Source organism: Embleya sp. NPDC025285 (assembly GCF_055558835.1).
Genome location: NZ_JBVHLU010000181.1, coordinates 1 through 12,092 on the forward strand (window position 1 = coordinate 1; position 12,092 = coordinate 12,092).

The window sequence follows — 12,092 nt, forward strand, 5'->3', positions numbered from 1 at the left end:
GACTGGGTCGCCCGCACCCGGCCCTTTCCGTCGGCCAGTACCACGGCGTCCCCGCCGACGACCGGGAGGCCGCGGTAGGTGCGCTGGTACGCGACGGAGTACAGGTCGTTGACCCACGGCGTGACGAATTGGCGTTCGTACTGCTCGTCCGGGCCCTTGGCGAGGGCGTCCAGGCCGCCGGCGGCCGCCCGGTCGGCGGCGGATACCGCGAGTGCCTGGGAGCCGGCGGGGGGAGGGGAGGGGTCGGCTCCGGCCGAGGACGGGCCGGCGGTGCCGATGGCCAGGCCGGCGAGCATGGCCAGGACGGTCCCGGCCGTGGTCGTTCTGCGGTTCATCGAGACTCCTTGGGTGGGGGAGACTCGACCACGTCGCCGGTCCGCGCCGCGTCCGCCTTGTGAGTGACGCGGGTGACCGTGCAGGCAGGCTGCGTGCCCGAGCGAGCGAAACACTCACACGGGCAAGGGGAGGCGGTGAAGCCGTCGGCGATATCCGGCTAGTTCTGTCAAATCGGCGCCGGCTCCGGCGCCCCACGCGGAACCCGCGCGCGGCGCGCGGGATTTCGGGCATCGTCGGCGTGGAATCAGCCGGCCTTTGACGGGCACGAGTGCGCCTCGGCTCCGGAATCCCAGGGTGCCAACGAACAGGCCATCGCATGGGCGCGCGACGCGGCAACCGGTACGGCGCACCCGGAGCACGCGTCGAAGGGGCGACGCGCGCTGCGTCGCCCCTTCGCGTGTGATGACCGGAGCAGCTCGGACGGCGCTTGCGTGGACAGCACGTTGATCGCCGCACGGTACGCGGTGCCCGCGTCGTCGGTCAGATGAATCTGGTAGTGCGGCGTGTCGGTGGCGCCTTCGCGTACGCGCGCCACCGCCCGCGCGGCCGGCACTCCGTAGTTCCGCAGTGGCATGGGCATCCCTTCCCCCGGGCCCGGACCGCGCCGGGCGGACCCGGCCATCGTGGCGGTGGGGCACACCGGAACCGGGCGCGACACACCGGGCGACGGCGACCCGCACCCGATCGTGCACCCCTCCGCGCGGCGCCGATCGGTCGAGCCGCACGGCACATCGAGGCCGGTGGTCGCCGCGCCCGTCGAGGAGGTCGGGTCACGGTTGGTGGGTCAACGCGGGCAGGGCCACGGTGGGATCGCCCAACAGCACCAGGCTCTGGCGGTCCAGGGCCGAGACGCGCAGCCTGGTCAACGTCTCGCGGACCGACGTGTCGCCGCCCGCCAACGCCTCCCGCAGTCGGGCCCAGCGGGTGTGCAACTCGCCGACGTCGGCCCGGTATTCGGCCAGCGCCAAGCCCAGCGGCTCGCCCGCGTACAGGTGCGTGGACAGCGCGGAGACCAAGCGCCCGCCGAGCCCCTGGCCGGTGTCCTCGACCTGCAGCGTCCAACTGAAGGTCGGTTCGACATGCCCGAGCACGGCCCGCACCGGGTCCTGCCGACCGAGCAGTCGCAAAGCCGCGGGTGCCACCATCGTGCCCAGGCCCGCGACGGCCTCGACCGTGCCGAAGGCGGAACTGCCGACCGGAAGCAGGCCGGCGTAGAAGCTCTCGCCCGCCGCGCCGGCCGAACAGCACGCCTGGGCGTACCAGACGCAGCCACCGGGCACGGCGTCGCACAGCGTGTCCAGCGGCACCGTGGTGTGCGTGCCGTCGACCGGCAGCCCGAGCGTGGCGCGCATCTCGGCGGGGTTGCCCAGCGGTCCGGTCCGACCGTGGCTGGAGGTCGCGAGCAGTCCGGGGCGGATCTCGGCCAGGGCGGCCGGCAGCGCCGCGCCGGTGGCCTCGGCCGCCGTGAGATTGCGGAACTGCGCGAGCGGGGGCGGCGTGAGCCGATCGGCCAGCGGCGACGCGATCACCGCGCGCATCAACGCCGTGATGTCGGTGGGACCGTGGTCGACCGTCCAGGCCAGCGCCCGATCCGTGCGGGCCGGTGCCTCGTTCCAGTCCGTGAGCAGGGCGTGCGCGTAGTGGGCCAACGGCTCCCCGGACAGGGGGATGCGCCCGACCAGGTGCCGGGTGCCCAGGGTGTACTGCACGGACCAGGGGATCACCTCGGGGCCGCCGACGATCGCCACGTACCTCGGGAGCCGGCCCCGGCCGGTGCCGAACTCGGACAACCCGATGGCCGGTTCCTGCGGCCGGTCGTGCGCGAAGTAGCGGCGCAGGAGGTGGCCGGGCAGGTCCGGGCTCCAGCGCAACACCACGGTGTCCGGCCGGGCCGCCAGCAGTTCGCGGATCGGTGCCGCGGCGTCCTCGCCGGCCGCTTTCGCGGCATCGGACAGATTCGGATCGGTGCTGTCCGGGAGCAGGATCCCGTAGCCGACGTCGGCCGAGCGCCAGTCGCGCGGATCGACCGGCGGGCCGAACGGGAGCACGGCCTGCGAACGCGGGATGCCGCGCGTTTTGGCACCCCAGCTTGCCGCGTCCTCACCCGTTGTGGCTCGCGCCACCTCGTCCCCGGTCCAGGCGTTGAGCTGGATGTCGGATGGCAGAGTCACGGATCACCACCGGCCAATCGGGCCCGCAGTCCGGCGATCAGCGCGTCGACCCGCTCGACCAGGCCCGGGTCGGCGGTGGTCGGGTCGAGCGTCGCGCGGAACCGCTCGAACGTGTCGAGCTGCCCCTGCAGGTTCGCCGTGTCGGACACACCGAGCGCGGAACTCGAGACGATCCGCAGCGGATTGTCCTGCACGTAGAGCACCGGATCCGACCACGAGTCGGTCAGGGTCGGATCGGCCTGCGCCATCGCCTGGCGCGGCGCGGTCAAGGTCGCGGCCCAGTCGATCTCGTGCTCCCCGGCATCCTTCACAGCGGTCCGGACAGTGGCGATCACCTCCGGGTACAGCGCGGCGCAGAACCGGTCGGTGTCGTTGAGGTCGATCAGCCTGCGCATGCCCGCGACGGCGGGCAATCCGTGCGAGACCAGCTCGTGGGCGAGGGAGAGCGTGTCCGAGGTCTGTGCCGTCTGGCAGGCCCCGAGTACGACCAGCCACGGCGAGCACGGCAACAACGCGACCACCAGGTCCGGCAGCTTCAACTGCACGGAGCCGACCGGTTCGCCGGCGTCGACGTCGGCGGTGTGCGCGAAGGCCAGCGTGCGCACACCGGCGGAGGCCCCGCCGTGACACAACAGGTGCACGATGTGCGGCCGGGCCGCGGTGATCCGCCTGGCCAGCTCCGGGGCGGATCCGGGCATCGCCTCGGCGGTGACCTCGGGTAGTCCGGTCGCCATGACGGCATCCAGCACGGCCTTTTCGGCGCTGATCACGTGCAGGTGGGTGTCGAGCGCCCGGGCGTCGGGCAGCGCGGTGGCGGCCAGCAGTGCCTGGAGCTGGGGCACGCCACTGCGCAGCGCCGCGGACAACACGGCGACGATGGTCAGCGGTGGAGCGAACGTGCGGCGATCGACGGGGCTGCGGATGGCGGCGATGCGGGCGATCGGCCAGCGGGCGTCGAGGGCGATGAAACCCTGTGGCGCGGACAGCAGTTGCTCCCAGGGCAGTTGATCGGCCTGGTTGGAGACCAGATGCAGGTACAGCGGCCCCGGTCCGGCGGCCGGCTTCTGCGCCAGGGCGACGTCCAGCCCTCGACTCACCACCGGATGGCGCAGGAGCCGCTCCAGCAGGGCCGCGCCGCGCGAGGCGATCGGGCCGCCCGGGTCGGTGACGTCGGTGAGTTCATTGGTGCCCAGCCCCGGGATGTCCGCGGGCGCCTCCCGCAACTTGAGCACGGTGCTGTCGCCGAACGGTTCGAAGCCCAGGACGGTACGCATCACGACTCCCGCATCCGCCGGTCGACGAGGGCGCGCAGTTCGGCGATGGCCTGCCCGACCCCGAGGTCGTAGGCCTGCTTCGCGGCCGGCGTCTCACCCGGCACGCCCGCCGTACGGACCAGCGCGGCCACCTGGTTCTCGATGTAACGCGTGGACGCGGCAACCCACATCGGCACCGAATCGGCGTCCGCGTAGCGCGCGGTGATCGCGTCGCCCCCGGCCACGCCGAGCGCGTTCGGCAGGATCGCCCCGCTGGTCGCCGAATCCCCGATGGGTGCCCGCCCGCTGAGCCAGGTCCGGCCGGGCCGGTCCGGATCGGGCCAGGGGTCCTGGAGCGCGGCCTGGACGAACTCCGGCTGGAGGTAAGCGAACAGCGAGGGGTCGCGCGGTATCGGCACCGATCCCGGGGCGCCGGCGACGAACGCGTGTGCCTGGGCCAAGGCGTATCCGGCCGGATCCAGCGGCAACGCGCTGTAGAGAGTCGGCCCCGCACGCCGCAGACCGACGTGGTCGGCGATGATCCGGGTGGCCGCGTCGCAGGGATTGCCCGGGGGAGAGCCGAAGGACAACACGGACGCGCCGACGCGGTCGGCGAGGCGCCGCACGCGGTCCGCGCTCACGTACGCGCGACCGGATCGCGCGGTGGGCACGGCGGGATCGGCGCTCACCGACAGCACGGGGCGATCACCGTCGAAGGCGCCGTCCGTGACGATGTGCAGCGCCCGCACCGCGCGGCCGTCGAGCCCCGCGGTGATCCAGTCCCCCCACAACACCCGCCCCGGCGGGGGGAGTACGTCGCCGCCGGCGTGTGGGTCGTGTTGCCCCGAGCGATCGAGCCACACGGCGTTCCGGGAGTCGTGCAGATGGACCCGCGGTTCGTCCGGACCCTCGTGCAGCAGCCTACGCAACGCCTGTTCGGCGCCCGGGTCGGTGAACACGTGCACATCCACGTCACTCGCGACGGCGGAGCGCAGGGACGAGACGAACGACGAGAGATAGCCGGCGACCCAGGGCGCGTTTGGTGCCACGGACACGGCGACGGCCACGGTCCACACCCGACCAGGGTCGGATCCCGGCGGCAGTTGATCGGGAACGCGCACGAGCGGACGACCGGTGGCCGGTACGAGGGCGGCCTCCCACGGTACGGCGCCCAGGTGGCCGTACGGGGGCACCAGCCGCAACCACAGTGCGGTATCCGCCCCGAGGTCCGCGTCCAGGCAGTGTGTGACGGCCTCGACCAGGTCGGGGGGCACCACCAGGCGCGTCGGCGGCCCGGTGCCCTCGGAGAGCCCGAATGCGCCGTAGTCGAAGTCGGCGCGCCAATAGGTCGTGGCGCCGTCGGCGGGATATCCGACCAGCTCGGCCGCCGCGATCGGCGAGGACCGCGCCAGGTCGAGCCGTACCCGCAGCACCGCCAGACGCCATCGCTCGATGAGAGCCTCGGCCATCATCGCTCCCTTCGACGCGGGCCGCGTGTGTTCCCGGCCGTCGTGCCGTCGCCCGGCCACGGTCGGGGTCGTGGGCGCGTCGGGGCACGGCGTGCCCGTACCGCACTTCAGTCGGGTCGCACGAGCGCGTGCATGGCCCACCACGTGGCCGGGTTGCTCACCTCGCCGTGCCCGGTGATGGCCGGCTTCCCGTCGATCTCGACCCCGCCGTCCACGGCGATCACGCGCAACCCGCCGCCGAGGTCGTAGCGTTCCGCACCGGGGACGGCCGCCGGGCGACGGGCGGAGATCCCCTCCACCCCGCCCGGGCCGAACCCGCCCAGCGCACCGTACAGTTCGGGATCGCCGATTGCTGCGACGCCCGGTTCGCCCAGTTGACTTCCGCGCATCGCGAGATGGAAGAACTTGGTCAGCGGGTCGTCGAACGCGGAGAACGTGGTGAGCAACGGCCTTTCCACCGATTCCGGGACCGCGTGGTAGCCGCCGGGGCGTCCGGTGCCGGCGACGTCCGCCGCGAAGCACCAGCGGTTGACGGCGGCCTGCAACAACAACATCGACCGGGCGGGACGGTTCGGGGCGGCGGACGCGAGCGCGGACAACAACACCTTCGCGCCGAAGGAGTGGCCGACCAGATGCAGCCGGACCCCGCTCTCGCGCAGGATGTGCGCCACGAGCGGACCCACCCCGTTGTTCCCCACCTCACCCGCGCGAGCCTTCATCTTCCACACGGTGGCCGTGCGCAACAGACTGCGGGGATCGAAACCCCCGCCACCGGCGACGAGCAGACCCGGCGACGCACCGCCCGCGACGCCGAAGTCGTCCGGATCGACGGGCGGTGCCGCGGACTCGGCGCCGTCCAACGCCGCCCAGACGGTGAGCAATTCCTTCGCCGTGGGCGGCGGCCAACCATCGTCCGGATCGGGGCCGGCCCGCAGCGCGTCGAGCACGATCTCCGCCGCACGCAGTGCGGCATCGGAGTCGATCGTCGAGCGCCCGTCCACCAACTCGACGAACTCCGGGTCCGCCGCGGCGTCCAGGGACTCGGTGACCAGACCGAGCATCTCCTCCACCTGGCGCGCCTGTGCCCCGTCGGGATCCGGATCGGCCGCGATGTTCGGGCCCGCCTCCCACGGCATGACGAAACTCGTCGAGGGCCAGATGACGCCGATCAGCAACGGCCTGTAGTCCGGTGGAACCGGAACCCCGAACTGTTGCCGCTGGGCGATGAACCCGCTGATGAAGCTGCGATAACGATCGAGGGCCTGCGCGAAGATGTTGTTCCACCCGTGGGAGAACAGGAAGACGTCGCCGACCCCGGCGAGCCGATCCTTGATCTCCTGCTCGGCGACCGGGCTGCGCAGTCCGCCGTCCTTGTCGTAGCGGAGCAGATACAGATCCGCGGTCGAGCCCCCGTCGAGCGGAAACTGTTGAAAAGGACCCGACATCGTCCGCCTCCAAGTGCGTGCGATGGTCGCATGGCGATCCCTCTCCATGGTTCACCTTCCCGAGGAGCGGGGCAAACGGGGCAGGATCGGCACGACGGGAGGGACGAGACGCCGCTCGGGGCATGGAACGGCCGGTCAGCGGGGAGGCTCCGGCAGGCCCAACGCGTCGTGCAGGTGCGAGCCGAGTTGCGTGCGCGAACGCACGGCGAACTTGCGGTAGATGCGGGTCAGTGACGCCTCGACCGTCTTCACGCTGAGGAACAGGGCCGCCGCCGCCTCTCGATTGCTCGCCCCCTGCGCGACCAGCCGCGCCACTCGCTCCTCGGTCGCGGTCAGCGTCGCGAACGCCGCGGCGGCATCGGAGCGCGGCGGGCCGGTCGGCGGCCCACCCGCTGCCGGCGGCCCGGCGAGCGTACGGCGTGCCTGCTCCATCCACGGCCGTGCGTCGTATCGGGTGAACAGCGCCAACGCCTGCGCCCCGGCGGTGCGCGCGGCGGCGTGCCGGCGGCGGCTGCGCTCGATCCGGCCCCGGACCAACAGGCAGTGGCCCGCCTCCAGCGGCTGGTGCAGGACCTCGAAGACCTGCGTGGCGTGGTCGAGCAACTCCACGGCGCGCCCCACGTCGCGCCGAGCGGCGCACAGCACCGCCTCCGCCCGGTCGAGGTGCGCACTCGTGCCCCGCCCGCGGTCGGCGGGGTCCAGTGCCTGTCGGGCCGACCGGATCACCTGCTCCGATTCGTCGAGCCGGCCCCCGAGTGCCAGCGCGGAGGCCAGATCCCCGTGCCAGCGCAACATCGACGGCGGGGACACCCGCCGGTCCCGCGTCGGGTCGGCGATCCGCCGCAGCGCCGCGATGCCGCCGCACAGGTCGCCGGCGCGCAACCGCGCCTGTCCCAGGACGTGCAGATGGCGCTCCAGGAAGATCGAGTCGCCCTCCTGCTCCGAGGCACGCACACCGCGTTGCGCGTACGCCCCGGCCCGCGCCACGCTGCCACCGGCGAGTTCGGCGATCGCGCCGTTGTACCAACCCGGTCCCGGGCTCAGACCGGAATCCTCGGCGATCCGTATCGCCCGGTCCGCGAAGTGCAGCGCGTCCGCGCACCGGCCCAGGCGCGCGGACACGTCGGACAATGAGCGCAGGACGGCGACGATCTCCTCGCCGGTGCCGCCCTCGGTCCGGGCGAGCATGGCGAGCAGGTCGTGCCGGGCGTCGTCGAGCCGGTCGTCGAAGACCGCGAATCGCGCGGCCACGAAGCGCGGCGTCATGTGCAACCGGCCGTCGAGTTCGGGTTCCGGCAGCGCCAGCGCGCGGTCCATGTGCAGCCGGTGGTCGGCGCGTCCGGTGGCCCGCGCGGTCATCGCCGTCACGGCCAACGCCATCGACTCGGTGGCCCGGTCGCCGGCCGTACGGGCCAAGGCGATCGCCGAGTCGGCGTGGTGGGCGCTGCGTTCGTGATCGCCCGCCACCATCGCCGCCCACGAGCGGCGCAGCCGCAACGGCCCGGTCAGGGCCGGATCCTCGCCCGCGTCGAGCAGGGCCGCGGCGAACAACTCGTCCATGTCCGACAGCCCTTGGCCGGCGAGATCGATCAACGCCATGCGCACGCGCACGCGCTGCGCGGCCGGCGCGTCGGCGGCCAGCACGGCGTCCGCCGCCCGGTGCACGACCTCCGACAACCCGGCGGTGGCACCCACCTCCGCCGCGGCGACCAGCCGATCCAGTCGCCGGCCGTCGAACTCGGCGGGGGTGCGCTCCGCGGCCAGCAGATACAGCTCGGCGGCGAGCCGGCGGGACCCGCGCCGGCGGGCCTGGGCGGCGGTGCTCTCCAACTCCCGGGCGAGCTCCGCGTTCGGGTCCGCGCAGACGAGTGCCCGATGCCGGACGCGCGCGGCGGCGTCGGTGACCACCGTGGCCAGGGCCGAGTGCAGCCTCGCGCGATGGTCGGCACGCGCGGACTCGGCGAGCACGCCGGCCACGGCCGGCGGCGTGAACCTGATCTGCCCTCCCTCGCCGACCACGAGCCCGGTGGCGGCGGCGACCCGGATGTCGTACTCGGCGTCCGCGCGGCCCGCGCGCAGCAGCAGTTCGAGGGTCGGGCGGGTGGTCAGCGCCGCGACGAGCAACGTCTCGCGGGTCTGTGCGGACAGGCGCGCGACGCGCTCGCCGATCAACGCGCGCACCCGATGCGGCAACGGCGCGGGTCGGCCGTGGCGTGGGGCCCGATCCGCAGGTCCGCCCGCCAGGGCCAGGGCCAGGTACGGGTTGCCGCCGGAATCCGCGTGCAACTTGTTCGCGACACGTGCGGGTACGCCGTGCCGGTCGAAGAGTTCGACCAGGTCTTCCGCCGGCAGCGGTGGTACGGCCACCTCGACCGCGATCGGCGCGGTCAGCCAGGGCAGGTCCTCGCCGTCCGCGGCCGTACCCCGCTCGGGCCACCCGCCGGCGACCAGCGCCCGCACGTCGGTGCCGGCCAGGTGGTGCAGTGCGTGTGTGAGGACGTCGGCCGAGGCCGCGTCGAGCCAGTGCGCGTCGTCGACCACCACCAGGGTCGGGAAGAGCGCGGAGGAACGTTCGAGCAGCTCCTGCCAGGCCTGCCCGCACAGGTCGTGGAATCGGGCTCCGGACAACCGGCCCTCCCACGGCGGGCGGACCCGGGGGAACGCCTCGGGGCACATCCGGGTGTGTTCGCCCGCGAGCAGGTCGCCCACGACGGAGCGTTGCGCCGGTGCCAGCGCGGCCGGCAGTTCGGGCGGAACACGATGCAGCAGAGCGGCCAGCCCGGAATAGGGGACCCGCCGACCGATCTCGGTGCCACTCGTGCGCAGGACGTTCTCGCCGCGGGCCGTGGCCGATCCGCACACGGCGCCGATCACGGTGGTCTTGCCGATGCCGCTCGATCCGGTCAGCACCACGCTGCCACCGGCGGCGATCCGCGACTCGACGGAGGCGAGCAGTGCGGCCCGACCCACCAAGGGAGCCGACGGCGGGTCGAGGGTTTCGGCGGAGCCGGCGACCTGGTCGGCCATCGTCTCTCCCGGCAGAGGGGGAATTCCGGACTGAACCCTAGCCATCGGGCATGTCCGGCATCAACCCCGTGGATGGGTGTGGGCCGTTCGGGCCGTGCGTGCCGCGCCGGGTCGGTGGGAGATCGCCGCCCCGCACGCGGTCCGGCCCGACCCGATGGGGAATCGGGCCGGGCCGAGGTCGTGCGAACGGGAAACCGCCGAGGCACCCGCTCAGAAGGTGACCTTCCAGGAGTCGATCTTGCCGGTGTCGGCGGAGGCGACGTCCTGCACCTTCAACCGCCAGGTGCCGTTGGCGACTTCGCCGGAGACGTCGACGGTGTAGGTGGTGATGACGTTGTCCGCCGAGTCGTTGGCACTGGAGTTCTTGAGTCGGTAGACGGAGTTGTCCGGTGCGACGAGGTCGATGGTCAGATCACCGCGCCAGGTGTGCTTGATGTCGACGCCGACCTTGAGTCCGGCGGGCGCGTTGCCCGGTACACCGGTGACGGCGATGTCGCTGAAGACGGCCGCGCCGTTGTCGGGGATGGCCACGTCGTTGGTGTTCTCGAACGTGGTGCCGGGCGGCTCCCCGCCGCAGGTCTTGCCGATGGCGCGTGGGGGACAGTCCGCGTAGTCGAGCAGATGCAGGACGGCGGCCTTGTTCCGGGACGTCTCGCGATCGATGACCTCGTCGGGCGGATAGAAGCCACCGTTGCCCGACGCGGGATACATCTCGAACGTGTAGGCGTAGATGCGTTGATCGCCCCACAGCCAGTCGTCGATCGAGCCGTCCGTGATGTAGAGGTCGGACGACTGCTCGGGGGTGTAGCGGTTGGTCGCCGCCATGGCCCGGCCGATGGTGGCGAACGTGTTGTACTCGTCGGCGGTCATGCCGGGCACGACCTCGTCGTACGTCCAACCGAAGGGCCACAACACCAGTTCGCTGTAGGTGTGGAAGTCGATCGCCGCGGTCACCTGCTGCTTTCCGCCGACGACGCGGCTCTTCACCCAGTCGGTCACGGCCTTGACCTCGGGCGCGGATTCGGCCCTGGGTCCGCGATAGGTCTCACTGCCCGTGCTGCCCGAGGATCCGCCGCAACAGCCCCACTTGTAGTTCCAGTTGCGGTTGAGGTCGGTACCGACGTTGCTGGAACCGGAGTTGGGCTGCCGGTTCTTGCGCCAGCTTCGGTACGAACCGGTGGCGATGTCGAACTCGCCTCCGTCCGGGTTGACATCGGGCATGATCCAGATCTCGCGGCTGTCCACCAGCGCCTTGATCCGCGGGTCGCCGGCATAGCCGTCACCGAGCAACTTGATCAGGTAGAGCGCCATTTCGACGGTCAGGTGCTCCCGGGCGTGTTGGTGGTGGGTGAACAACACCTCCGGTTCCGCCTCGTCGACCGTCACGTTGTCCGAGATCTTCAGCACGTACAGGTCGCGACCCTCGTAGGAGCGCCCGATGACCTGCTTCGTCATCAGCGTCGGGTGGTTGGCGACCGCCTTGTCGATCTCGGTGACCATCTCCGCGTAGTTGTGGTAGCCGGAGTCCGCGGGCGGGAAGTCCCGGTTGATCCGGCCGCCGGGGGCGGGCGGGGCCTCCGCGTTCACGGTGAAGCCGAGCGCCCTGATCCGCCGGACCTCCTCCGGGGTCGCGGTGATCGACAGGCGGCTGTCCTCGACACCGTTGACGGCGGCGCCCGTCGCCGCGATGGCGCTGCGCTGTTGGGTGGTTCGCACGCCGACGACGCTGTACTCGGCCGACGTCGTGGCATCCGCGGACGACGGTGCCTTCTCGCCGACGGCGGGGTCGGGGTTGACCGCGACCATCGCGAGAGCGACGGTGAAGGCAGCCGTCAGGACGGACAGGCGTTTGCGTTTCACACGTGTACCTCCTCGTGGCGGCATCGGAGCGCTCCGATGCCGGAGGGATTGCGTCGTGTGTCGACGGACGCCGTCGGTGGGAGGCCGACGACAGGCCGCTCGGGCGGATCGCACGGCGCGCGATGGCGCGCGCCGGAGGCGATTCGGTACGGGGGACGTGCTCGGCGCCGCGGCACCGGAGGTCGAGGGGACCGCTATCAAAGGGTAATCATCCGACCCCGGAGCGCGAATCAGGGAAAACCCTTGTCGCCCCGCCGGTTCGGGGGAGGGTTTCCGCGGGGGGTGCGCGGGTGGGGGATGCGCCGGACCGTTGCCGCCGGGCCGAGGCCCACCTTCGTTCGGGCGCGTGCGATCGGGTGACGCCAGCGCTTCGACGAGCCGTTGACCGTGCTGCACGTCGACCGCCGGACGGGGGAGATACTCCCGGCCGACGCGCCTACCCCGTTACCTTTTCCGTGGCCCTGAAACGGGGCTCCTGGCCTCCGGGTCCGGCATGACTTCTACCCCCTGTCGAACGCATGACCTGGGGGG

At 72.3% G+C, this 12,092-nt stretch carries 7 protein-coding genes and 1 pseudogene; all 8 read right to left on the bottom strand.

The features are described from left to right. Positions 1–335, bottom strand: a pseudogene (locus ACZ4FV_RS50080) (peptidase M28); the annotation flags it as partial. A gap of 245 nt (positions 336–580) precedes the next feature. After that, complete coding sequence (locus tag ACZ4FV_RS50085; RefSeq protein WP_402241065.1) at positions 581–910, bottom strand: DUF2278 family protein; 330 nt, start codon at positions 908–910, stop codon at positions 581–583. 196 nt (positions 911–1,106) lie between these two features. After that, positions 1,107–2,507 (bottom strand): hypothetical protein, encoded by a 1,401-nt coding sequence (locus ACZ4FV_RS50090; protein ID WP_395872553.1) that lies wholly within the window; start codon positions 2,505–2,507, stop codon positions 1,107–1,109. Next, positions 2,504–3,781 (bottom strand): CHAT domain-containing protein, encoded by a 1,278-nt coding sequence (locus ACZ4FV_RS50095; protein ID WP_402241063.1) that lies wholly within the window; start codon positions 3,779–3,781, stop codon positions 2,504–2,506. Before ACZ4FV_RS50095 ends, ACZ4FV_RS50090 begins: the two co-directional genes overlap by 4 nt. Next, positions 3,781–5,229: a hypothetical protein gene (locus tag ACZ4FV_RS50100; protein ID WP_465328019.1), complete on the bottom strand. Its 1,449-nt coding sequence runs from the start codon at positions 5,227–5,229 to the stop codon at positions 3,781–3,783. The genes ACZ4FV_RS50095 and ACZ4FV_RS50100 overlap by 1 nt, the downstream gene beginning before the upstream one ends. A 107-nt stretch (positions 5,230–5,336) precedes the next feature. Beyond that, on the bottom strand, positions 5,337–6,674 hold the full coding sequence (locus tag ACZ4FV_RS50105) for a hypothetical protein (protein ID WP_395872547.1): 1,338 nt from the start codon (positions 6,672–6,674) through the stop codon (positions 5,337–5,339). 135 nt (positions 6,675–6,809) lie between these two features. Next, complete coding sequence (locus ACZ4FV_RS50110; protein ID WP_465328021.1) at positions 6,810–9,701, bottom strand: helix-turn-helix transcriptional regulator; 2,892 nt, start codon at positions 9,699–9,701, stop codon at positions 6,810–6,812. Between the two features lie 210 nt (positions 9,702–9,911). Continuing rightward, on the bottom strand, positions 9,912–11,561 hold the full coding sequence (locus ACZ4FV_RS50115; protein ID WP_465328023.1) for a M14 family metallopeptidase: 1,650 nt from the start codon (positions 11,559–11,561) through the stop codon (positions 9,912–9,914). Positions 11,562–12,092 lie beyond the last annotated feature (531 nt).

Excerpts from the sequence above, each read along its gene's own strand:
- ACZ4FV_RS50085 (WP_402241065.1), bottom strand. The coding sequence starts at position 910 with ATGCCACTGCGGAACTACGGAGTGCCGGCCGCGCGGGCGGTGGCGCGC.
- ACZ4FV_RS50095 (WP_402241063.1), bottom strand. The coding sequence starts at position 3,781 with ATGCGTACCGTCCTGGGCTTCGAACCGTTCGGCGACAGCACCGTGCTC.
- ACZ4FV_RS50100 (WP_465328019.1), bottom strand. The coding sequence starts at position 5,229 with ATGGCCGAGGCTCTCATCGAGCGATGGCGTCTGGCGGTGCTGCGGGTA.
- ACZ4FV_RS50105 (WP_395872547.1), bottom strand. The coding sequence starts at position 6,674 with ATGTCGGGTCCTTTTCAACAGTTTCCGCTCGACGGGGGCTCGACCGCG.
- ACZ4FV_RS50110 (WP_465328021.1), bottom strand. The coding sequence starts at position 9,701 with ATGGCCGACCAGGTCGCCGGCTCCGCCGAAACCCTCGACCCGCCGTCG.